The sequence below is a fragment of the Acinetobacter sp. FDAARGOS_494 genome (genome assembly GCF_003812225.1).
GTDB lineage: Bacteria > Pseudomonadota > Gammaproteobacteria > Pseudomonadales > Moraxellaceae > Acinetobacter > Acinetobacter baumannii.
Window position 1 is genome coordinate 1,056,169 of record NZ_CP033866.1, and the last position, 22,998, is coordinate 1,079,166.

At 39.6% G+C, this 22,998-nt stretch carries 20 protein-coding genes, 1 pseudogene and 1 riboswitch; of the genes and pseudogenes, 9 read left to right on the forward strand and 12 right to left on the reverse strand.

The genetic code is table 11. The features are described from left to right. Positions 1-12 precede the first annotated feature (12 nt). Positions 13-1,223, reverse strand: a pseudogene (locus EG365_RS05075) (class I SAM-dependent methyltransferase). A gap of 126 nt (positions 1,224-1,349) precedes the next feature. Between EG365_RS05075 and trhA the strand changes: the two are divergent. Next, the gene (gene trhA, locus EG365_RS05080) at positions 1,350-1,991 is read left to right on the forward strand and encodes a PAQR family membrane homeostasis protein TrhA (RefSeq protein WP_001984806.1); all 642 of its coding nucleotides are present in this window, start codon (positions 1,350-1,352) and stop codon (positions 1,989-1,991) included. Between the two features lie 134 nt (positions 1,992-2,125). Continuing rightward, a complete protein-coding gene (locus tag EG365_RS05085; RefSeq protein ID WP_000446412.1) occupies positions 2,126-3,436 on the forward strand; it encodes an MFS transporter in 1,311 nt (436 codons plus the stop codon). 64 nt (positions 3,437-3,500) lie between these two features. On the opposite strand, the gene EG365_RS05090 is transcribed toward EG365_RS05085, so the two are convergent. Both EG365_RS05090 and secA read right to left on the reverse strand, forming a co-directional pair. Beyond that, on the reverse strand, positions 3,501-3,944 hold the full coding sequence (locus EG365_RS05090; protein ID WP_000757177.1) for a hypothetical protein: 444 nt from the start codon (positions 3,942-3,944) through the stop codon (positions 3,501-3,503). Positions 3,945-4,075: 131 nt separating this feature from the next. After that, positions 4,076-6,799, reverse strand: a complete 2,724-nt coding sequence (secA, locus tag EG365_RS05095; RefSeq protein WP_000881348.1) for a preprotein translocase subunit SecA — start codon at positions 6,797-6,799, stop codon at positions 4,076-4,078. A 407-nt stretch (positions 6,800-7,206) separates the two neighbouring features. Between secA and EG365_RS05100 the strand changes: the two genes are divergently transcribed. The 3 genes from EG365_RS05100 to EG365_RS05110 all read left to right on the forward strand — a co-directional run bounded on the left by EG365_RS05100 (position 7,207) and on the right by EG365_RS05110 (position 9,497). Then, entirely contained in the window at positions 7,207-7,848 is a 642-nt protein-coding gene (locus EG365_RS05100) for a peroxiredoxin (RefSeq protein ID WP_000175334.1), read from the forward strand. Between the two features lie 261 nt (positions 7,849-8,109). After that, a complete protein-coding gene (locus EG365_RS05105; protein ID WP_002022492.1) occupies positions 8,110-8,922 on the forward strand; it encodes an MBL fold metallo-hydrolase in 813 nt (270 codons plus the stop codon). Continuing rightward, entirely contained in the window at positions 8,919-9,497 is a 579-nt protein-coding gene (locus EG365_RS05110; protein ID WP_000714606.1) for a dual specificity protein phosphatase family protein, read from the forward strand. The genes EG365_RS05105 and EG365_RS05110 overlap by 4 nt, the downstream gene beginning before the upstream one ends. A gap of 18 nt (positions 9,498-9,515) precedes the next feature. Here the strand turns inward: EG365_RS05110 and EG365_RS05115 are convergent, their stop codons facing one another. The 5 genes from EG365_RS05115 to EG365_RS05135 form a co-directional block, all read right to left on the reverse strand. Next, entirely contained in the window at positions 9,516-10,586 is a 1,071-nt protein-coding gene (locus EG365_RS05115; RefSeq protein WP_002001156.1) for an SPOR domain-containing protein, read from the reverse strand. Continuing rightward, entirely contained in the window at positions 10,577-11,863 is a 1,287-nt protein-coding gene (gene folC, locus EG365_RS05120) for a bifunctional tetrahydrofolate synthase/dihydrofolate synthase (protein WP_000813081.1), read from the reverse strand. The genes EG365_RS05115 and folC overlap by 10 nt, the downstream gene beginning before the upstream one ends. Then, positions 11,860-12,756 carry an acetyl-CoA carboxylase, carboxyltransferase subunit beta gene (gene accD, locus EG365_RS05125; RefSeq protein WP_001071168.1) on the reverse strand — a complete coding sequence of 299 codons (897 nt, stop codon included), beginning with the start codon at positions 12,754-12,756 and terminating at the stop codon, positions 11,860-11,862. Before accD ends, folC begins: the two co-directional genes overlap by 4 nt. Beyond that, positions 12,753-13,556, reverse strand: coding sequence for a tryptophan synthase subunit alpha (gene trpA, locus EG365_RS05130; protein WP_000088559.1), 804 nt, complete (start codon positions 13,554-13,556; stop codon positions 12,753-12,755). The genes accD and trpA overlap by 4 nt, the downstream gene beginning before the upstream one ends. A gap of 244 nt (positions 13,557-13,800) precedes the next feature. Further along, complete coding sequence (locus tag EG365_RS05135; protein WP_001155161.1) at positions 13,801-14,850, reverse strand: AraC family transcriptional regulator; 1,050 nt, start codon at positions 14,848-14,850, stop codon at positions 13,801-13,803. A 120-nt stretch (positions 14,851-14,970) separates the two neighbouring features. On the opposite strand from EG365_RS05135, the gene EG365_RS05140 reads away from it, so the two are divergent. Further along, positions 14,971-15,846, forward strand: a complete 876-nt coding sequence (locus EG365_RS05140) for a metal-dependent hydrolase (RefSeq protein ID WP_000991232.1) — start codon at positions 14,971-14,973, stop codon at positions 15,844-15,846. A gap of 8 nt (positions 15,847-15,854) precedes the next feature. On the opposite strand, the gene EG365_RS05145 is transcribed toward EG365_RS05140, so the two are convergent. Genes EG365_RS05145 through EG365_RS05160 form a run of 4 tightly spaced genes read right to left on the reverse strand, consistent with a single transcriptional unit; the run spans position 15,855 to position 19,282 of the window. Continuing rightward, entirely contained in the window at positions 15,855-16,850 is a 996-nt protein-coding gene (locus EG365_RS05145; protein WP_000364284.1) for a DUF2804 domain-containing protein, read from the reverse strand. Positions 16,851-16,887: 37 nt separating this feature from the next. Next, the gene (locus EG365_RS05150; RefSeq protein ID WP_001139544.1) at positions 16,888-17,400 is read right to left on the reverse strand and encodes a DUF1543 domain-containing protein; all 513 of its coding nucleotides are present in this window, start codon (positions 17,398-17,400) and stop codon (positions 16,888-16,890) included. 9 nt (positions 17,401-17,409) lie between these two features. Next, positions 17,410-18,639 (reverse strand): tryptophan synthase subunit beta, encoded by a 1,230-nt coding sequence (gene trpB / locus EG365_RS05155; RefSeq protein ID WP_000372737.1) that lies wholly within the window; start codon positions 18,637-18,639, stop codon positions 17,410-17,412. Next, positions 18,623-19,282, reverse strand: a complete 660-nt coding sequence (locus EG365_RS05160; RefSeq protein ID WP_000083559.1) for a phosphoribosylanthranilate isomerase — start codon at positions 19,280-19,282, stop codon at positions 18,623-18,625. The genes trpB and EG365_RS05160 overlap by 17 nt, the downstream gene beginning before the upstream one ends. Before the next feature lie 126 nt (positions 19,283-19,408). Next, positions 19,409-19,616, forward strand: a riboswitch (cobalamin riboswitch). A gap of 35 nt (positions 19,617-19,651) precedes the next feature. On the opposite strand from EG365_RS05160, the gene EG365_RS05165 reads away from it, so the two are divergent. The 3 genes from EG365_RS05165 (at position 19,652) to EG365_RS05175 (ending at position 22,984) form a co-directional block, all read left to right on the forward strand. Continuing rightward, positions 19,652-21,523 (forward strand): TonB-dependent receptor plug domain-containing protein, encoded by a 1,872-nt coding sequence (locus EG365_RS05165; protein WP_000045379.1) that lies wholly within the window; start codon positions 19,652-19,654, stop codon positions 21,521-21,523. A 96-nt stretch (positions 21,524-21,619) separates the two neighbouring features. Further along, positions 21,620-22,198, forward strand: coding sequence for a cob(I)yrinic acid a,c-diamide adenosyltransferase (locus EG365_RS05170; protein WP_000509981.1), 579 nt, complete (start codon positions 21,620-21,622; stop codon positions 22,196-22,198). A 72-nt stretch (positions 22,199-22,270) separates the two neighbouring features. Continuing rightward, the gene (locus EG365_RS05175; protein ID WP_001220110.1) at positions 22,271-22,984 is read left to right on the forward strand and encodes a glycerophosphodiester phosphodiesterase; all 714 of its coding nucleotides are present in this window, start codon (positions 22,271-22,273) and stop codon (positions 22,982-22,984) included. The last annotated feature ends 14 nt before the right edge of the window (positions 22,985-22,998 follow it).

Below are 22,998 nucleotides of genomic sequence, written 5' to 3' on the forward strand. Positions count from 1 at the left end.
CCACTCACCTTCCTAGCATTTGCAGCCAATATTTTCGATCGGCAGCTGATCTTGTAATAACAATTCCAATGTCTGTTTTTTAATTCCATACATTTCTTTCAATGCTTGAATTTGAGCCATAATCTTGGCATCAGGTTGTGTCACGTTTTTGCGTTTAGTCGCCAAAATCATTTTATTTTTGCTGGTGTGTTCAAGCGATACAAACTCAAAAACTTTAGTTTCATAGCCATATGCTTTTAAAAGTAAAGCACGTAAGGTATCGGTCAACATCTCGGCTTGTTGTCCCGCATGAATACCAAACTGTAGCATTGGTTGTAAAACTTCAGGGCTATGTAGTTGTGGACGCAACTCTTTGTGACAGCACGGCGCACACATAATCATTGAAGCATTTAAACGAATTCCCGTATGGATAGCGAAATCAGTCGCAATATCACATGCATGTAAAGCAATCATCACGTCCAGCTTTTCCGGCTGATAACTACGAACGTCACCTTCAAAAAAGTCTAAATGATTAAAATGTACTTTGTCTGCAACGTTCTGGCAAAATTCCACTAAATTACGGCGCAGCTCTACACCCGTAATGAGCGGAACCTTTTGTTGTTCTTGTAAATAATCATACAAAGCAAAAGTTAAATACCCTTTTCCTGAACCAAAATCGACAATATTTAACTCTTTTTGCTCAGCATCAATCTGCTCATATGCGCTCGCAAAAATTTCGATAAATTTATTAATCTGCTTCCATTTACGAGCCATGCTTGGAATGATTTGAGCTTTCTCATCGGTAATGCCAAGCTCTTTTAAAAATGCACTACCCTGCTGTACATAACGCTGTTTCTCACGATCATGCGCTTGTACAGTTGGAGCAGTAGTCACGCTGTGTTTTTTACCCATATTAAGCATGGCTTTTTTCTTATTTTTTTTAAGCTGGATTTCTTGATGAGTGGCAAATAAATTCGCTTGTTTGCATTGCGTAATCAGCACTGCATCTGTTCTAAGCCATCTTCGAATGAATAATTTTTAGTCACATCTTGGGTGGTATGATGATATAGCGCGGAAAGTTGTTTTTTTCCATGTAGCTCCACAACACGGAAAGTAATTTTTTCCAGCTGTGTCAACTCTCCTTTATATTGGCTCAAAATCAAACGTTCAAAAGTCTGCTGATTAAGCATTTGTTTGATTTCATGAAAGAATTGCTGTTCTTGCTCAAAGGAGAAAACCGACACTGATATACCTAAAAAATGGTGACTCATATAAAGTGAAAGTTTAAAGGGTATAGGATTAAAAATAAAATAACTTTACGACTGTTTTGTATTTCTATACATTTGTATTTTTAATCAAAAAATAAACTTATGAGTAAATCGGTGTTAGAAACCTACGACCCAAAAGAAGAACTTTTTAATGCCTACAGCCATGGCGCTGGTGTGGTTATGGCAGTAATTGCCTCTGTCTTTTTAATTATAAAAGGATCTTATCTTTCCACTGCCCAGTGGATAGGTTTATGGGTATATGCTTTTAGCTTAATTCTCGTGTTTACTAGTTCGACTCTCTATCATTTTGCACAAACACAAAATTTACGTTACTGGTATAAAAAACTCGATCACACGGCTATTTATTATTTAATTGCTGGAACATATACCCCGTTCTTAAGCATTGCTATACCTACACAAAAAGCTCATATTTTACTTATTGCGCTCTGGAGCATTGCTGCAATTGGTACACTTTTCAAGTTAGTTTTTATTCACCGTTTTCAGAAAATTTCGCTACTTGCTTATGTTCTTATGGGTTGGCTTGCCGTTTTTGTAATGGATGATATGCGAACTTATTTAAGCAAAGATACTTTGATGTTATTGATTACTGGAGGTTTAGCTTACACCGTTGGAGCATTGTTTTACGCGTTAAAAAAGGTAAGATATACCCATGCGATATGGCATATTTTTGTGCTTTTAGGTGCAGGTGCACACTTTCTTGCTATCTATTGGTACGTTGTTTAGTCCATTTTTCACTCATATTCAGTGATCCTGAAAGAGTCATGGATGATGTTCTTTCACGCTATTCTTTTAAGAAAAATATGCCTTTAAAGAGAATAGTAAATTAAAAATAAATTTTAACTGATATAAGGACTTATATGGAGTCAACCTCTGCGACTGCTGCTCCTGTAGTAGCCACCAATTCGAAAACACGGGTTTTGTTTGCAAGTTTAGTCGGTACAACCATTGAGTTCTTCGACTTTTATATCTATGCAACTGCTGCCGTTATCATTTTTCCACATCTATTTTTCCCTGCCAGTAGTGGTAGTGCCGCAGTCTTACAATCACTTGCAACTTTTGCAATCGCCTTTATTGCCCGTCCTATCGGTGCAGCACTATTTGGGCATTTAGGAGATCGTATAGGTCGTAAAGCAACATTGGTGGCAGCATTACTCACTATGGGTATCTCAACTGTATGTATTGGCTTATTACCAACCTATGCTCAGATTGGAATTGTCGCACCGTTATTGCTCGCCTTATGTCGTTTAGGACAAGGCTTAGGCTTAGGTGGTGAATGGAGTGGTGCTGTTTTACTTGCTACAGAAAATGCACCTGAAGGCAAACGTGCATGGTATGGCATGTTCCCTCAACTTGGCGCACCTATCGGTTTTATTTTAGCAACTGGTTCATTTTTACTTCTAAGTGCTGCTATTCCTGAGCAAGCATTCATGCAATGGGGCTGGCGTATTCCTTTTATTGCAAGTGCTGTCTTGGTTATTGTTGGCTTATACATCCGTTTAAAACTTCATGAGACCCCTGCTTTCCAGAAGGTTTTAGATAAGCAAAAAGAAGTTAATATTCCATTTAAAGAAGTGGTGACAAAACACACGGGCAAACTTATTCTCGGTACAATTGCAGCAATCTGTACCTTCGTTGTGTTTTATTTAACTACAGTATTCGCACTTAACTGGGGAACAACCAAACTAGGCTATGCGCGTGGTGAGTTCTTAGAACTTCAATTGTTTGCAACCCTTTGCTTTGCAGCCTTTATCCCTCTTTCTGCCATTTTTGCAGAAAAATTTGGCCGTAAAGCTACTTCTATTGGTGTATGTATTGCTGCTGCAATTTTCGGACTGTTTTTCTCTAGTATGTTAGAGTCTGGAAACACACTCATTGTGTTTTTGTTCTTGTGTACTGGCTTATCAATTATGGGCTTGACCTATGGTCCAATTGGTACTGTCCTTTCAGAAATTTTCCCAACCTCAGTACGTTATACGGGTTCAGCTTTAACGTTTAACTTGGCTGGTATTTTTGGTGCTTCTTTTGCACCGCTTATTGCAACTAAACTTGCTGAAACATATGGTTTATATGCAGTTGGTTATTATCTTACAGCAGCATCACTTTTATCATTAATTGCGTTTTTATTAATACGCGAAACAAAAAATGTAGATGTAAATAATCAGATTTAAATATTTTCAAACACCCTGATATAAAAAAGCCGGTTCAAAATTGACCGGCTTTTTTATATAGAACTTAGTTCAATGATGCAGGATTTGCAGGTGTAACACTGTTTGGTACAGCCGGAGCAGTTACATTACTCGCTGCAACTGCTGCCGCACCAGCAACAGCAGCTTCACCAATTAATGCAACTTTTGCTTTTTCTTGGCTCTTTGGAGATAGAGCTGGGTTACTTGCAACAATACGGTTAATATTTGCAGAGTTTGCTGGAGCGATCGCAGCAGTTTGTAAAATGATTGGGCGATTACCCGTATTACCCAATGTGTAACGAATACCTGTACGAGGGCTAATCACCGTCGTATTTTCTTGTTTCACTACAGCCTGAGCCGAAGTTGGGCCTTTTGCCGCAAGTACTTTATCAACCGTTGTGGTTTGAGGGGCTGAAGCTGTTTCTGCTGCGAAAACAAAACTTGGCACAGCAAGAACAGTTAAAAATAAAGGTTGTAATACTTTTTTCATTGTCTTTCCAACATACACTCTGGATGAGAAGTAAATAGCATTTAATGCTTAAAACTGCAAACATTATTCACAGGCTTACTACAAACGAAAAAAAAGCAGAACAAACGTTCTGCTTTTTTTTATAACACAAATTAAATTTTGCCGTGACACTGTTTATATTTCAAACCAGAACCACATGGACATGGAGCATTACGACTTTCAGGTACAGGGAACGTTTGTTGTTCAGTAGCTGAATCATTAAGTGCTTCTTGAGAAGCGGTCACTTCACCTGTTAATCCATCCACATCATCATGTTCAAAAGAAAGCTTCATTGCTTCTGCTTGTTGCTGCTGTTGAGCTTCCATTTCTGCAAGCTCTTCTGGTGTTGGGATATGTACGCGAGACAGATCAGTTACAACATCAGTTTTAATTACACCCAGCATGTTCACGAATAAGTTAAATGCTTCTTTCTTATATTCCTGCTCAGGATTTTTTTGCGCATAGCCACGTAAGTGGATACCTTGACGCAAATAATCCATTGCAGCCAAATGATCTTTCCAATGGCGATCAAGAGAATTTAAAACGAAATGACGCTCAAGCATTGCTGCCGATTCATCACCCATTTGTGCACGGCGCTGACGATAACGCGCAATTACTTCATCACTGATGCGTTCAACCAAGCCTTCTTCATCAAGACGTCGATCTTGTTCTAGCCATTCTTGAACTGGTAGCTCAATACCCAAATCAATACGTAAAGCATTTTCTAAGCCTTCCACATCCCATTGGTCATGGATTGACTCTGGTGGAATAAAGTTAGCAATCATCGCCTGCATTACTTCACGATGCATTTCTTCAACGTATTCTTGTAAAGTATTTTCAGCTAAGATTTCGTCGCGTTGTGAATAAATGATCTTACGTTGTTCATTATTCACATCATCATATTTAAGTAAGTTTTTACGAATATCGAAGTTACGTGCTTCAACTTTACGCTGCGCGTTTTCGATAGAACGGCTTACCATTTTGTGTTCAATCGCTTCATCTTCTTTAAGCCCCATTGCACGCATCATGGCAACGACACGATCGCCTGCGAAAATACGCATGAGGTCATCTTCAAGAGATAAATAGAAACGAGAAACACCAGGGTCACCCTGACGGCCCGCACGACCACGTAACTGGTTGTCAATACGGCGTGATTCATGGCGTTCAGAACCAATAATGTGTAAGCCACCTGCTTGCAATACATCTTCATGGTCCTGTTCCCATTGCGCTTTTAGACGCGCTTCATCTTCAGGGGTAGGATTTTCAAGTTTGGCAAGTTTCGCTTTCCAGTTACCCCCTAGGATAATATCTGTACCACGACCGGCCATGTTTGTTGCGATTGTTACTGCATTCGGGCTACCTGCCTGAGCAATAATGTCTGCTTCACGCTCATGTTGTTTTGCGTTCAAAACTTCATGATGAATACCAGCTTGCTTCAATTTAGACGATAGAATTTCACTGGCTTCAATCGTTGCCGTACCAATAAGGATTGGTGCAACACCCTGCTGACGAATATTCATAATTTCTTGAATAATCGCGTTATATTTACCATTACGGTTTAAGTAGATTAAATCGTTCTGGTCATTACGAATCATAGGTCGGTGTGTCGGAATAATAACGACGTCCAGACCATAAATTTCTTTCATTTCCGCAGCTTCAGTATCGGCAGTACCTGTCATACCTGAAAGCTTTTTATAAAGACGGAAATAGTTCTGGAAAGTAGTTGTTGCTAAAGTCTGGTTTTCAGGTTGAATAGCCAAACCTTCTTTCGCTTCAACTGCTTGGTGTAAGCCTTCTGACCAACGACGGCCCGGCATGGTACGGCCAGTATGCTCATCAACAATAACGACTTCACCGTCATGAATAATATAGTGAACGTCGCGTTGGAATAGGAAGTGCGCACGAATAGCCGCAGAAACATGGTGAACGAGGTTTAGATTTGTAGCTGAATATAAGCTTTCGCCTTCCGCTAACAAACCCATTTGAATAAGTTCTTGTTCTACAGTTTCATAACCAATTTCAGTCATTTCGACTGAACGCTGCTTTTCATCAATCCAGAAATGTCCGCCATCGGCAACTTTTTCTTCTTTTTGCGGGCGTAATTTTGGTGGAATAGTATTGATGGCAGTATAGAGGTGTGAAGAATCTTCACTTTGACCAGAAATAATTAATGGCGTACGCGCCTCATCAATCAAGATTGAGTCGACTTCATCGATAATGGCATAGTGCAAACCACGTTGTTTCTTCTCTGCTAAAGAAAACACCATGTTGTCACGCAAGTAGTCAAAACCAAATTCGTTATTGGTACCATAGGTAATATCAGCTAGATAAGCAGCTGCTTTTTCTGCTGGTTCTTGCATTGAATAAATTGTACCAATGCTTAGACCTAAAAATTCAAATAAAGGGCGGTTTAACTCAGCATCACGTTGTGCCAAATAATCGTTTACAGTAATGACATGAACGCCTTCACCACTTAATGCATTTAAGTAACACGCTAAAGTACCCATAAGGGTTTTACCTTCACCGGTACGCATTTCGGCAATTTTGCCTTCATGTAAGGTAATACCACCAATTAACTGGACATCGTAGTGGCGCATGCCCATTACACGTTTTGCTGCCTCACGACAAACTGCAAACGCCTCAGGGAGTAACTTATCTAAACTTTCGCCATTGTTATAACGTTGTTTGAATTCTGGAGTTTTTGCAGATAAGTCTGCATCGCTTAAAGCTGATATCGTCGGCTCGAGCGCATTGATTTGCTCAACAATTTTGCGCATGCGTTTGAGTTCACGCTCATTTTTTGTACCGAAGATACCTCCGATCAGACTTGCCAACATGGATAAACTCTCTAAATCTTGCTTGGTCAAATGAATAAATTTTTTCTCAGTCGTTTATTATGGTGTCAGAAATTTGAAGTACAAGGGGTTTGCACAAAACCCATAAAAAAAATCTGATCATTAGACAAATGGTTTTACCCATTTTCTAAGCCCCTTTAAAGCATCTGGCACCTAAAAACTCGACATTAATGCTCATCTATTGAGCACAACTTCCGAGAAATCTAATTTAGCAAATTTATCTTAAAGTTACATTGATTCAGCCCATAAATTCATATGTTTTGGTCATATATATTTACACTTATATAAAAAGTTCATAATAAAATATAAAAACAATAATTTTAATAATAAATAAATTGCGGCATAGTCATTTCAACATATAACAAATTTTAAGCAATTGAGGATTTATCATGACATTACGATTAGGCGACACAGCCCCTGATTTTCAACAAGAATCAAGCGAAGGCACTATTAATTTTTATGATTTTCTAGGTGATAGTTGGGGCATTTTATTTTCACACCCAGCCGACTATACGCCAGTATGTACAACTGAATTGGGTTATACAGCAAAACTAAAAGATGAATTTGAAAAACGTAATGTTAAAGCAATTGCTTTATCTGTAGATGATGTTGAGTCGCACAAAGGCTGGATTAATGACATTAATGAAACTCAAAATACAACAGTCAATTTTCCAATTATTGCTGACAAAGACCGCAAAGTATCTGAGCTATACGGTTTTATTCATCCCAATGCCAGTGAAACCCTTACTGTTCGTTCTTTAGTGATTATTGACCCAAATAAAAAAGTTCGTTTAATCATCACCTACCCTGCTTCGACTGGTCGTAATTTTAATGAAGTCTTACGTGTTGTTGACTCATTACAATTAACCGATAAGCATAAAGTGGCTACACCAGCAAACTGGCAACAAGGTGAAGATGTGGTCATTGTCCCTTCTTTAAAAGATGAAGAGGAAATTAAACAACGCTTCCCTAAAGGTTATACTGCGGTGAAACCTTATTTACGCCTTACGCCACAGCCTGAGCAAGATTAAAGCCTTTAACAAGGCTTTAATCGAAGCGCAAGACAAACGCAGTGCGTAGGCAAGCGTCTGAAAGGTCCCCTGCAAGACAAGCAAAGTGCGTAGGCAAATATTAAAAAAATTCTAAATCAGCCAGTTCACGTAAATAAACAAATATTTCCATCTCAAAAGCCATCTCACCCGATGGCTTTTTTTTACATTAATGAATACACATGGTTTTTACTGTTGAGATCAGTTATAACTTCCCAAGAGTTTGTGCAAAAAACAAAAATCATGATCCATAAAATTCATCATTTAAAATGCGGCAGTATGTGCCCTGTATGTGCACCTTTATTTGGGCAGAAAGGCTGGAAAGCTGAAATTGTTTGTCATTGTCTTTTGGTAGAAACTGATCGAGGCCTTGTACTGATTGATACCGGATTTGGCCTACAAGATTATCTACACATGCAACAGCGCCTTGGTTCTTTAGTCAAACGGTTGGGGAAAATTGAACCGAATCTTGAGTTCAGTGCTATCCAACAAATTCAGAAACTGGGTTTCCATCCTAAAGATGTGCAGCACATTTTTGTGACTCACCTCGACTTTGACCATGCAGGCGGAATTTCAGACTTTCCTCACGCCACTGTCCATGTGCTAGCTACTGAATACAATGCTGCGCAACTACCTAATTTTAAAGGTAAGCTTCGTTATAGAACTAATCAATATAAACAACATCGGTACTGGAACTTTGTTGAGTATCAACAAGGTGAAAAATGGTTTAACCTTGAAAAAGTAAAAGGTTTCCCCCTATTTCAAGATGAAATTTTAATGGTGCCATTATTGGGCCATTCTGCTGGACATTGTGGTATTGCGATAAAACAACAAAATCAATGGTTATTATTTTGTGGAGATGCTTACTACTCACACCTAGAGCTAAATCCAGCAAATAAATTAAGATCTCTTAGCCTTCTAGAAAAGACATTTGCAGAAGATAATGAAAAGCGTCTTATTAACCTAAAAAAATTACAGCATCTGGCTCAACATGAGCCAACGATTGAGATCATTTGTGCACATGACCCCCATGAGCTTCGGCGGTACCAAACATGAAAAAATTTTCGCTCATTGCATTTGCGGTCTGTTTAAGCCTTCAAGGGTGTATGCAACACGAAAGTATTGCCCATGAGCACAGACCTCACGATTGGGGAACCTTAGTTTCTCAAACTCATAATTTTTATCAAATTAGCAATGATGTTTTCCGGAGTGAACAGCCCGATGCAGCAATGATTCCCGAATTAAAACACCATCAAATTGGGACTATTATTAACTTAAGAGCCAAAGCATCAGATGATTTAGTCTTTAAAAATGAAAACTTTAATCTTGTTCATATTCCGATTAATACATGGGCAATTGATCGACAAGATTTATTAGAAGTTATGCAGCAAATCCAACTTGCCAAGCAAAATAATCAACGTGTTTTACTACATTGCTATCATGGTTCAGACCGTACAGGGGCCAGCGTCGCCATGTATCGAATTATTTTTGAAAACTGGGCAATTGATGATGCAGTGAAAGAAATGAAACAAGGGGGTTATGGTTATCATATTATTTGGAAGAATATTGACCGTTTATTTACCCCTGAAAATGTAAAATGGATTCAACAGCAACTGTCGAATCCATCTTAATTAGATTTCAGAATAAAATTAATCTGACTTACGCTGATCTAAAGGCACCCAGTCAATCACCCAAGCTGACTTCATATTTAAACTGGCGTCAGAAGTAATTTTCTTACGTGTAGTATCTGCCGTATCTCTATCTTTTGCAGGACCAACCATAATACGGATACCTTTACTGGTTGGACTCGTCGTGACCTTATAGCCTTTTGCACGTAATTTAGAGACTACAGCATCTGCATTTGCTTGGTTAGCAGCCAATGCAACCTGTACCATCCATTTTTTATCACCATTTTCAAGCAACTCACGTGCTTTCTCTGCTTCAGCTTTTTTCTCGGCCTCTGCCTTACGTTTCGCTTCAGCTGCTTTCTTATCTGCTTCTGCTTGACGTTTAGCTTCAGCAGCCTTTTTGTCCGCTTCTGCTTGGCGCTTCGCCTCTGCTGCTTTCTTATCCGCTTCTGCCTGACGTTTTGCCTCAGCTGCTTTCTTATCTGCTTCTGCTTGGCGTTTAGCCTCTGCTGCTTTCTTGTCTGCTTCTGCCTGACGTTTTGCCTCAGCCGCTTTCTTATCCGCCTCAGCTAAGCGTTTCGCTTCAGCAGCTTTTTTATCTGCATCCGCTTTAGCCAGATCTACTGACTTTTTTGTATCAGTTTGCTGTCCTTTTGCCTTATTCTCACTACCCGCGACTTCAGGAGGAATATTATCGGAACTTTCTTGTGCAGCAGCTCGGCGAGCATTAATCGCGGCATATTCAGCAGCAGCTTTACGAGCTGCATCCGCTTCTGCTTGTTGTTGCATTGCCAAGAATTCGGCAGCACGAGCCTCTTGTTCTGCTACAGCTTTTTCACGAGAACGGCGCTGTTCTTCAAGAAGACGTTTTTCTGTTTCAACATCAACTGCAAGTGGCTGTAGCTGTACCATCTGCCCTTCTTGTGCTGATTGCTTTGGTTTAGCTTGTAATTTCGGTGATGTTGACGTTTGGGGTTGAACATCTACCTGTTTTATTTCTTCATTTCCTTTTAGAAGTAATGCTGCCAATAAAACACCACCACCTAATAAAACAACGCCACCCATCCAGCGTTGTTTGTTATTCATTGACATTCTTCCAAATACTCCCAAATCGCTTCTAAAGTATGAAACGAACCACAGGCTAAAATCAGCTGATTGTTATTTGTTTGCTCAAGCGCTGATTTAAAAGCCTCTTTGATATTGCCAAATTGTTGTATTGTCTGGCCTTGCAGGGCGTCATTCAATTGCTGAATCGGTGCAGCACGCGGCACATTCAACTCAGCAATTTTCCAATGTAAAACAGTAGGTTTCAACAAATCGACTACTGATTTTATATCTTTATCTGCCAGCATTGAAAATACTGCGACAACTTCTGTGTACTGTTTATTGTATTCTAAGAAATTTCGCAATTGCTTTAACAAAAATTCAACACCATGAGGATTGTGTCCGGCATCAAAAATAATGGTTTTTCCATTAACTTCGCGCACTTCGAAGCGTCCAGCCAAGCGGGCATTTGTAATGCCCTCCTCTAGCGCTAGTTGCGAGATTTCAAGTCCGCTATTTAATACGGCCGCAACTGCTCCTGCAATATTCTCGATTGCAAGTGTACCAAGCGGCAACCTTAAAGTGGTTCCTTCACTTGCAAAATACCAATGTTTTCCATCATCGGCGAGTTTATAAAAATAATCTCTATTAATCGCGTATAGCGTGGCTTGTGAGCTATTTGCCTTATCTTGAATCGCTTGAGGCAAAGATTGCTCACCTGCAAAAATAACAGGAATATGAGGTCGGATAATACCTGCTTTTTCAAAAGCAATTTTTTCGATGGTATCGCCTAACCAATCTGTATGGTCGAGGCCAATATTGGTAATCACGGCGATATTAGGGTCAATTACGTTGACAACATCAAGACGCCCACCTAAACCGACTTCAAGAACCCATACATCGCATTGTTGCTGTTTAAAAATAACAAAAGCAGCCAAAGTGGTTGCTTCAAAAAAAGATAGGCTTAAATCACACTCGCGACGAGCCTGATCAACTTGTACAAAAGCATCAATCAGGCTTTGGTCATCAACTTCAACTCCACCTAATTTGACTCGCTCGTTAAAACGATAGATATGCGGTGATTGATACAACCCAACTTTGTACCCTTGTGCTTTTAATATAGACGCAAGCGTTGTTGTGGTTGAACCTTTCCCGTTTGTTCCAGCAACAGTAAAAACTTTGGCATTGGGTTTAGTCATGCCTAATTTTTCTGCTACGGGAATAACACGTTCCAGACCAAGATCGATCCCTGTAACGTGAACATGGCTCCAATAATTGAGCCATGTATCTAAAGAGTCTGTTGAAAGTGGAGCTTGTTGTTTCAAGGTAAGTTCATCAATTTTGATACAAGACGAGATACAGTATCACGTAAAGCATGACGATGAACAATCTGATCGACCACACCATGATCAAGCAGATATTCTGCACGCTGGAACGGCTCTTCTAGTGTTTCACGTACAGTTTGTTCAATCACACGTTTACCGGCAAAGCCAATCATTGCTTTAGGTTCTGCAATATGGATATCACCCAACATTGCTAAAGAAGCTGTTACACCGCCATATACCGGATGTGTTAACACCACGATATAAGGTAAGCCTGCATCTTTTAATTTTTGAATTGCAGCAGAAGTACGCGCCATTTGCATAAGTGACAACATACCTTCTTGCATACGTGCACCACCAGAAGCTGCAAAGCAGATTAATGGCTGACGTTTTTCAATTGCAAGTTCAGCTGCCTTAACAAAACGGTCACCTACTACAGTACCCATTGAGCCGCCCATAAAGTCAAACTCAAAAGCACATGCAATCATATCTACGCCATTTAAGTTACCTTGCATGGCAATTAAAGCTTCCGTTTCACCAGTTTTAGTTTGCGCTTCACGCATACGGTCTGGATATGGTTTGCTATCAACAAACTTTAATGGGTCTTTCGCGCTAAACTCTTGACCTAATTCAGCCACAACATTGTCGAAGAACCAGTTTAAGCGATCGCGAGCTTTCATTCGTAAGTGTTCGTCACACTGTGGACATACATACGCATTAAAAGATATTGCTGTACGTGTCACTAAAGCATGACATTCAGGGCACTCAATAGTTGGCTCAGTAAATGTTGCTTTGAGAGTCTGTTGCTCATCTGCAACTTCAATACCTGGAACTGGACGCTGTGTCCATGGCGTCGAAGGGCTAAGAACTTTCCCTGATTTCACTTCTTGATTCATACTAACTCATCGAGCGCTGCTCGAAGCTCCTTGACTTTATTCACCGTCTGTTCAACAGCTTCATCAGCTGCCAACGTTGCAAAAGATTTAACGAAAGCACTACCTACAATCACGGCATCTGCAACACTACCCATGGCTTTCGCTGAAGCAGCATCACTAATTCCGAAACCAACGCCAACTGGAACGTTAGTCATACCTTTGATTTTTTCAATACGTGCAGCCGCTTCAGAAGTATCCAAAGTCGCTGCACCTGTTACACCTTTGAGTGAAACATAGTAGATAAACCCGCTTGCCTGATTCGCTACGTGTTGAATACGTTGATCAGTTGAAGTTGGTGCAAGTAAGAAAATCTGGTCCATATCATGTTGTTTCAAGATTGCACCAAATTCTTTTGACTCTTCCGGTGGTAAGTCCACAAGTAATAAGCCATCTACACCACATTGTTTCGCATAAGAAACAAACTTCTCGTAACCAATCACTTCAACAGGATTAAGATAACCCATTAAAACTACAGGTGTTTCCTGATCCTGCTCACGAAACTCTTTTACCATGTTCAGCGCATCTAAGGTGTTCGTCCCAGCCGCAAGTGCGCGTTCAGCAGCAAGTGCAATTACCGGACCATCAGCCATCGGGTCTGAAAATGGTAAACCAAGCTCAATGACGTCTACTCCTGCCGCAACCATTTTATGAAGTAACGGCACCGTTACTTGTGGCTGTGGATCACCCGCCATGACATAAGATACAAGCGCTTTACGTTGTTGGGACTGCAGCTTTTCAAAACGGGTGGCAAGACGTGACATAGGGTTGTGCTTTCCTTGAATTATTTAAAATTGAGGAGTTGTTTGTAGAAATACAAGAACACCGCATTTTAACGCTATTTTTTGTTCATTGAACAGGTCTAACGTTATGGCGATATTCGATTGTATGATTCATACAACCCATGGCGTACATTTATCAATATTTTGAAACTTTTCTCAATGATCAAAGCTTCCTATTTTTGGGCCATTATTGATTTACAAATTGAGCAAAAAAGCATCTAAAATTCTATTTCGTTGCATTTTTCTGGATGAGCTGTAATTGCTTTTTTCGAGTTAATAATGTTTGCCCTGTTAAATTTTTATATGCTCTTGCTAGTGCAGACTGATCCGAATAACCTAACTGGTCGGCAATTGCAGTCAGACTTTCATTTTGTCTTAACAATATCTCGCAGCGTTTCATACGCTCAGCATCTAAAATTAATTTAAATGAAGTGTTTAATGCCTGTAATTGGCGCTGCAAGCTTCTAACAGAAACATTCAGCTCGATGGCAATATCTTCTATTTTGGGCGCTTGCTGCTTATGCTTAAAGTATTCCTGTACGATCCAATGTATTTGCTGAACTAAATCGGCATGTATTTTCCGCTGAACTAAAGCTTCTTCAGCTTGTTTCACCAAAAGTTGCACCAAAGTTGGGTCTGCATGTTGAGGGCGAACATTTAAACTTTCACTTGCAAAAGTTAATGCATAGTAAGGCCGCTCAAATGATAATTTGCACTGAAAGAAACGTTGATAGTGAACCACTGCTCCACGCGCTCGGTGTACGAACTCTACATGCTGTAAAAGAAACTCATGTAAAGGGGCGATCTGTTTAGCAAGCTGTACCATTGCGGCCAAGGTCAGCTCACTTAGTAGAATATTACTGTCGTCGACCAAAGGCCAATATAGGCGAATTTTGGAGGCATCCTGTTCAATTTGTATAGGGACAACCTGTGCACCATCAATGACCAAACGATGAAACTTTGCAATATACTCCACCACTTGACCTAAGGTATCACTTCTGGACGCCATATAACCCAAGACCCCAAAGTTGGCAGGGGTAATACAGGCTGCCATCTCTAAAGCCAAATTAGTCACATGTAATCGCGTTTCAGTTATCTCTAAAAGTTCAATAAAAAGGTCTAAAGAAGATTGAGCATCTATAGAAGCAGATAAAATATTTTGGACTTGACGTGTTTGAATTTCACTTAAATTAAGTGTCTGCCAATCTATTCCCTTTTCTTTTAAATACGTATTCCAAAGGTAGAAGTAACCATTTGAGATAGTAAATTCTTGCATGGCGCGTCCTTTTTACTGCCATTTTGTCGCAAACTGTATAAAAATTGGCGATAACTGTCAAAACAAAGCCGACCACTCGCGACATACTAATGAAAAGGTTATAGTTGCGAGAAATAAAAGATGAACGCACATGTTTCTTATCAGGTCGAACCAGTAGTTCGTAAAGATCTCGATTTTCATTTAAACGAAGCACCTCGCTTTTGGTTTAACAATGACCCTTTTTTAACTCGTATGTTTGATGCACTCAGCTTAACCTTTCCAGATGGAGAGCGTTACTTCATTGAATGTGTGCGTATGTTCCGCGATAAAATTGATGATCCTGAACTACAAAAACGAGTTGCGGATTTTATTAAACAAGAAGCTCAACACGGTATTGCACATGACAAAATGAATCAGCTCATGAAAGAGCAAGGCATGCCTGTTGACCAGTTCACGACCACCCTTAAAAAGATTTTCCGCTTTGAACTAACAAAACGTTCACCACAATATAATATTGCCATGACCGCTGCCGCTGAACATTTAACAGCGTTAATGGCAGAAACCTTTTATAGCCATAAAAAAACTTTAGAAAACGCTTATCCTTATGTTCGAGCACTGTTTGCTTGGCATGCCATTGAAGAGATGGAACACCGCGATGTTGCCTTTGATGTCATGAAACAGGTGGGAGAAGTTCCAGAGTCAACACGTCGCTTTGTGCTTGTTTTAACAACCGTACTCATGTTCGGTTTTACGCTTTACCGTACCAATATCATGTTGAAATGTGATGGCTTCAGTCCAAGAGAAAGACTTTTGATGAACCTTAAAGGTTTACCTTGGTTCTTTGGCAAAAATGGCACATTAACAGCTATGAAAAAACAATATATGGATTGGTTTAAAAAAGATTTTCATCCAAGCCAGCATCCTGTTATTCGTCAGTATCCTGTTTGGATTGAAACTTTGGAAAAAACAAATGACCCTATTGCAGCGGGTGAAGCATTTTGGCAAGCAGGTTTATAACCTGCTTGTTACCATTTCGCATAATGTTGTTCTAGTAAACCGTATTGTTCTTTGCAATTGATTATATCTGTTGGCTGATGCTCAATCGTGCCGCTAATTTTAGCTTGCCATTGATTGAACTGACTGCCAATCATTCTTAAGTTTATATTTTCATATCGGCACCACCCAATATGCACTTGTAGATTAAGTTTTTGATTTAGAGAACTAATTTGCCAAAGTTCATCATTTACTTTTTCAAATAAAACGTCTGTGAGCGGAAATAAAACTCCGTTAATCCATAGGCAGTTTTCATTACCAAAGCTTTCATTAACACCAGAGGCCAGATTTAACCCAATACGACGCCCCTGTTCATCCCAGAAGTTACATGAGAGCCAGAACCAAGCTGTTTCAGGACGTAAAAATCCGCAAGTATCATCAAGTGAAGCAAATGTCTTTTCATCAAATTGTACAACTTGATTTTGCTTATTAATGAACATTCCCTCTACAGCCAAAGTGGTCTGCTTTTGGGTATAGGTCCAACCATTGATACCTGTTGGTGTACACAAGCTTAAAATATCTGTTCCGGCGCAGAAAATACGGGCGCTCAGACAAATTTCCCCATATTTAGTTACCCGAATGTATCGCACACCATTGGCATGCTGAATATCAAACTGATAAGGCGATTTAGAAAAATAACTTTGATTAAACAAAGGCTGTTCATCAAGATACGTCTTGTGACCTAACGGCTGAATAGCATTCCACTCAATGACTTGCCCTGTTTCATGGTCATAGATATAGAAAAAACCGTGTCCGACCCAGCCAATATCTGCAATTGCCAGACCAATACTATAATGTTTATGTTGAATGCCACAAAATTTAAATTTCTTATATTTTAATTGTTTGCGCCAGCCTTTTAGGACTTTGCCATAAGGAGTTTTATAAATATAACGTTGGACATGAATGGTGGACGGTACAGATTCAAAACGCCCATAACGAGGCTGTCCATTTTCTTGAATTAAATCCATTTACCCACTTCCATATGAATATTAGATTTCAAATGACCTATCCCACAGTCAAATATGTATTTTCCCAAATTGTTGCAGCAAAATCGCCTTTTATTAAATGAATATAACGGCCTGCCACGCAATCTATCGCTAAACAGTCATCAATATCAATGACCCGGTCTGTATGTGCTTTTTGCCACTGCCGATCTATAAATTGTTTACCTAATTGTTTGGCAACTACCGTGTTGGGTGCCACCACAAACTCATAACGATGAAGTTCACCGAATTCACTTGCATTATATCCACCTAGATTAATTAAATATAACTTTAAATCATCTGGTTGTGGAGCAGCATCTGTAAAATGAATTTGATAGTTCTGTCCTTGAGAACTAACTCCTGAGAGCTTAGCCCAAGCATCAATATGTAATCCTTGAGCCTCACCAAACCAAGCTTGTTTAAGTTGAGGATAAACTTCTTCCAAAGTATCTCCTACAGCCATGACCACATCATGAACTTCTGTATTAGCACGTGCATGACGCCCGCCCAACATCACCATAAACAAGCTTGGCATTGTATCCTCTTACATCTCGACCATTTCTACGCCATCAATGCGTGCAACTGTCATTAAGTCTTTATCGCCACGGCCTGAAACAGTCGCAATAATAATCTGATCTTTAGACATCGTCGGTGCAAGCTTAGAGACATACGCCATCGCGTGCGAGCTTTCAAGCGCAGGAATAATCCCTTCGATTTTGGTTAAGTCACGGAAACCTTGAAGAGCCTCTGTATCATTAATCGGCACGTACTCTACACGCTTCATATCTTTCAAGAAACTATGTTCAGGACCAACACCCGGATAATCAAGGCCCGCCGAGATACTGTGTGTCTCAATAATCTGGCCCTGTTCATCACTCATTAAATAAGTACGGTTACCATGTAATACACCCACATGACCCGCATTTAAAGGCGCAGAGTGTTTACCAGTTTCAATACCAAAACCAGCAGCTTCAACCCCATACATTTTTACACTGGCATCGTTTAAGAACGGATAAAACAAGCCCATTGCATTTGAACCACCACCTACACAAGCAACTAATGCATCTGGTAAGCGACCTGCTTGTTCCAAAATCTGTTTACGCGCTTCACGACCAATAATTGATTGGAAGTCACGAACAAGTTGAGGATAAGGATGCGGACCTGCAACTGTACCAATGACATAATATGTTGTATCAACGTTGGTTACCCAGTCACGCATCGCTTCGTTCATGGCATCTTTTAATGTTTTAGAGCCACTTTGCACAGGCACAACTGTTGCACCTAACAAACGCATACGGTAAACGTTCATCGCTTGACGCTTAACGTCTTCAGCACCCATATAAACAACACATTCAAGACCTAAACGTGCTGCAATTGTTGCTGTTGCTACCCCATGCTGGCCTGCACCAGTTTCGGCAATAATACGTTTTTTACCAGAAAGCTTTGCAAGTAGTGCCTGACCAATCGTGTTGTTTACCTTGTGTGAGCCTGTATGGTTCAAGTCTTCACGTTTAAGGTAAATTTGCGCACCACCTAACTCTTTTGACCATCGCTCAGCATAATAAAGTGGACTAGGACGACCTACATAGTAGGCGAGATCACGGTCGAATTCTGCCAAAAACTGTTCATCATTTTTCATGCGGGAATAGAGATTTTCCAAATCTTCTAATGCCGCCATTAAAGTTTCTGACACAAAACGTCCGCCATGGATACCGAAATGCCCATTTGCATCTGGGAATTGGGTATAGTCAATCACATTATTTTGCTGATCCACGTTGGACTCCTTGCATAAATCGTTCAATGAGTTGTTGGTCTTTTATACCTTTTGCGGACTCTACGCCTCCGCTCACATCTACTGCAAAAGCACCGGTAGTATGAATAGCGTCAATGACATTGTCAGGGGTTAAACCACCTGCCAAGATTAATGGAATATCAAGTTTCGGGAATTTAGACCAGTCAAACTGATGTCCTGTGCCCCCTTTAAGCTCAGGATGCCATGCATCGAGCAATACAGCACTGGCACCAGCTGCCTGATATTTTTGAATTTCAGCAATTACATCCAGATCAGGTTTAACCTGAATCGCTTTATACCAGCGACGTTTACAATGACGCGCTATTTCCTGACATTGTTCTGGAGTTTCATCGCCATGTAGTTGTAATACATCTAGGGGAACACAATCAAGTATATCCTGAATTTCAGTAACACTCGCGTTTACAAACAAACCCACCATTTGTACATAAGGCGGAACGAGTTTTGCTAATTCTTCTGCCTGTTCAACTGTTACATTTCTTGGACTCGGAGGAAAAAAAACAAAGCCTATCGCATCTGCTCCCGCTACAACTACTGCCTGAACATCTTGCTTGCGAGTAATTCCACAGATTTTTGCTCGTGTACGTTTTTGGTTTGATTGGCTCATGAGCTGTTTAAACTACAACCATTTCTTAAAATAAGCGCCATTGTAATGCAATTTTTGCCCCTTGCGTAAAAGTTCTCAGGGAATTGCTTTAAATGACATTGTACGAAGTAATTCGGCACTTTATACTGCGTTCAAATGGAAGCAAGTGTAAGCAATTCATGCTTTAGGGAAGCTGGTGAAAGTCCGGCACTGCCCCCGCAACGGTAACAATGTAAAGCATATTTTTTAAGTCGAAATCGACTTACACCACTGCAGTAGTGTGGGAAGGTGAATATGTCCATAAATGAATTATGGCGCTGAAGTCCGGAGACCTACTTGTTTCATCTATCTACCCGATCATTCACGTGGGGTGAATGTATGGAGCATGTTATGTCTAAATCTTTTCAACCTACTCGTCTGGTAGGGGCTATCGCTATTGCGATGGGGTGTTCACCTGTTATTTTTGCTGAAGATGCAACAAATGCAACTCAGCTTGACCCAATTGTTATCACTGCTTCAAAAAGTGCTGAAAAAGCCAGTGAAGTTCCAGCGCGTATTTCTGTAATTTCTAAAGAAGAAATTGAAAAAAATCCTGTTTTAAATTTATCTGATGTATTACAAAAAGATGCATCTATTTATATAAAGCAATCTGGTGGCGTTGGTCAGCTCACAGACCTATCTTTACGCGGTGGACAAACGGGCTCAACATTATTATTAAAAAATGGCGCTCGCTTAAATACTCAAAATGGCTTAGGCCCTGTTTCACCTGAATTTATTAACCTATCAGATGTAGACCAAATCGAAATTTTAAAAGGCCCAGCATCTGTTCAATATGGTTCAGATGCTATTAGTGGCGTAGTACAATTAATTTCCAATAATCCAACAAAATCTGGAGCAAGTTTAACAGGTGTGTATGGTGAAAACCGTACTTATAAAACACTTGTAAATGCCGATTATGTAGATGACAGTGGTTTTTATGCAAGTATCGGTGGTCAACGGATGGAAACTGATGGTACTAGTATTATCAATATACAAGATAAAAGTGAAAAAGCAGCATTTGACCAAAAAGGATATAATGCAAAAATTGGTTATAGTAATGATGTAATTAACACAAGCTTAGCAATTGACCAAAATCAAGGTACGAATAACTATACTACGAACTATTCAACGAACAATGCAAAACGTAATTTTGAAAATCGTCTAGTAAATTGGCTGGCTAGTTATAAGGCTTCTTCTGATTTAGTCTTAAATGCACGTTATTCTCACTATCTTGATAAAATCGAACAAATAATTTATCAAAGCCACTTTAATACAACCTCTGATGAAGGGGACATAAATGCCAAATGGAATTTTGTACCAAATCAGAATATTTTAGCGGGTGTTACATACAATCGATCAAAATATGATGCTAGCTCATCTCCTGAAGCTGTAAGAGATATCAGCTCTACAGGTTATTATTTACAACATCAATATAACGATAATGGTATTCATACTCAGGTTGGTGTCCGAGTTGAAGATAATGATTGGTTTGGTACACATACAGTTGGACAAGCTGCAATTCGTTATCAAATCTCTCCTCTAACAAGTATCTACACTAACATTGGTACTGCATTCAAAGCACCGACCCTTGAACATCTATATGGCTCTTACGGCTATGATTTTTATAGTAACCCTGATCTAAAACCTGAAGAAAGCAAGTCATATGAAATTGGTATAGATCAGAAATTTAATTATGGTATTTCTGCCTATCTTTCTGGCTACTATACAGATGTTAAAAATTTAATTAGTTATGGTGCTATAAATGGTAGAACAACATATATCAACTTAAATAAAGCTGATATGAAAGGTGGTGAAATAGGTCTAAAGTGGTCTAAGGATAATATCTTTGTTAATGCTGAATACGCTTATGTAGAAGCTAGAGATAAAGATAAAGACATAGATGTCCCTTATCGTCCCCGTCAAACATATACTTTAACTGCAGGCTATGATGATGGTATTTATGGGGTGAATGCTTCTCTAGTCTCTCGCTCTAAAGCAAACGCACAAAATATTGAAAACTCAGTTAAAGTTCCAGGCTATGCAACTGTTGATTTAAATGCTTTTTGGAATATGAATCCAAATATAAAGTTATTTACGAACATCCAGAATATTGGTGATGTACGTTATAACACTGCATATAATGCTCAATCTTCATTCTCTCCGGAATACTGGTATATCAACGGTGGCCGCCAAGCTTCTGTTGGCGTAACTTTCCGTTATTAATTTCTCAATCTGATTATAAAAATATTTTCTTAACTCCAGTTTCGGGGTAATGTTCTGACCGACATTATCCCCTTTTTTATGTTCAGGATATCTATCATGGGACACCGTTTAAGCAAAATCTATACACGCACAGGCGATTCAGGTACCACAGGTTTAGGCGATGGCTCTCGTGTTGCTAAAGATGATCTAAGAATTGCGGCACTTGGTGATGTTGATGAACTAAACGCCATTATTGGGGTACTTCGTGCTCAAATCACAGATAGCCAAGTGGCTAATAAAGCTGATTGGGACAAAAGCTTGAGTCTGATTCAACACTGGCTTTTTGACTTAGGCGGCGAAGTTTGTATTCCAAATTACAATTTGCTTCAGCCCGTTTGTATTGAATTTCTTGAAAAAGAAATTGACCGTATGAATGAAGATTTGCCTATGCTAAAAGAATTTATTCTGCCATCTGGTTCTTTATCTTGCAGTTATGCCCATCAAGCCCGTGCCGTTTGTCGTCGTGCAGAGCGATCGCTCATGTCAGTACAAACTCGCGATCAAAATATTCAAGCCACTGCCCTTCAACTTTTAAATCGTCTATCTGACTGGTTATTTGTCGCATCGCGTGCTTTACAGCGTGCTGAAGGCGGACAAGAAGTCCTTTGGCAAAAAAATATTAATGAGATGATTTAAAAATAGATTAAGTTAAGAATGATCTCTACGTTTAAAGAGATCATTATCAAAAAGAACGGACAATAGAAATCTATGCGCATTATTGGTCATCGTGGTGCACGCCGAGAAGCTCCTGAAAATACATTAGGTGGTTTTCAGCACATTAAAAATTTAGGTATTCGTGGTGTCGAATTTGATATTCGTCAGCTGCAAGATCAAGAGTTGGTCGTCATTCATGATGATAATTTTTTGCGCACGGCAGGTGTCGACCAAATTGTAGAGCAATCAACATTGGCTCAAGCATTATCATTTGATCATCGTCAAAATTGGCCTAACTGGCCAACCTCTGAACCAACCCCTACTCTTACAGGCGTTTTAAATTTACTTGATAACTTTGATCATATTGAAGTTGAAGTTAAAGCTGTAAGAGATATGGCATTAGCAGAAAAGTTAATTCAAAAGCTTGAGACTGAGTTACAAGGTTTCGAGAAAGTCGTGACCATCACAAGTTTTGATCTTCAAATTCTAACCGCTTTACGTGATATCAACTCTCAATTTAAACGCGGATTATTAGTTGAACTTCCGGTTGGAGCAACGGCGATTGAACTTGCTCATCAATATGGGTGCTGTCATATTGGCTGGCATGATCAACTTGCAACAGATGAAATGATTCAATTGTCGCATCAAGCTGGTTTGAACATTAGTGTCTGGACAGTGAACGATGTAGAAAGAGCAGAAAGACTACGGGATTTAGATATTCAGGGCTTAATTACAGATATTCCAACCACAATGCTTGAAGCTCTTTAAATATAAAAAAGGTG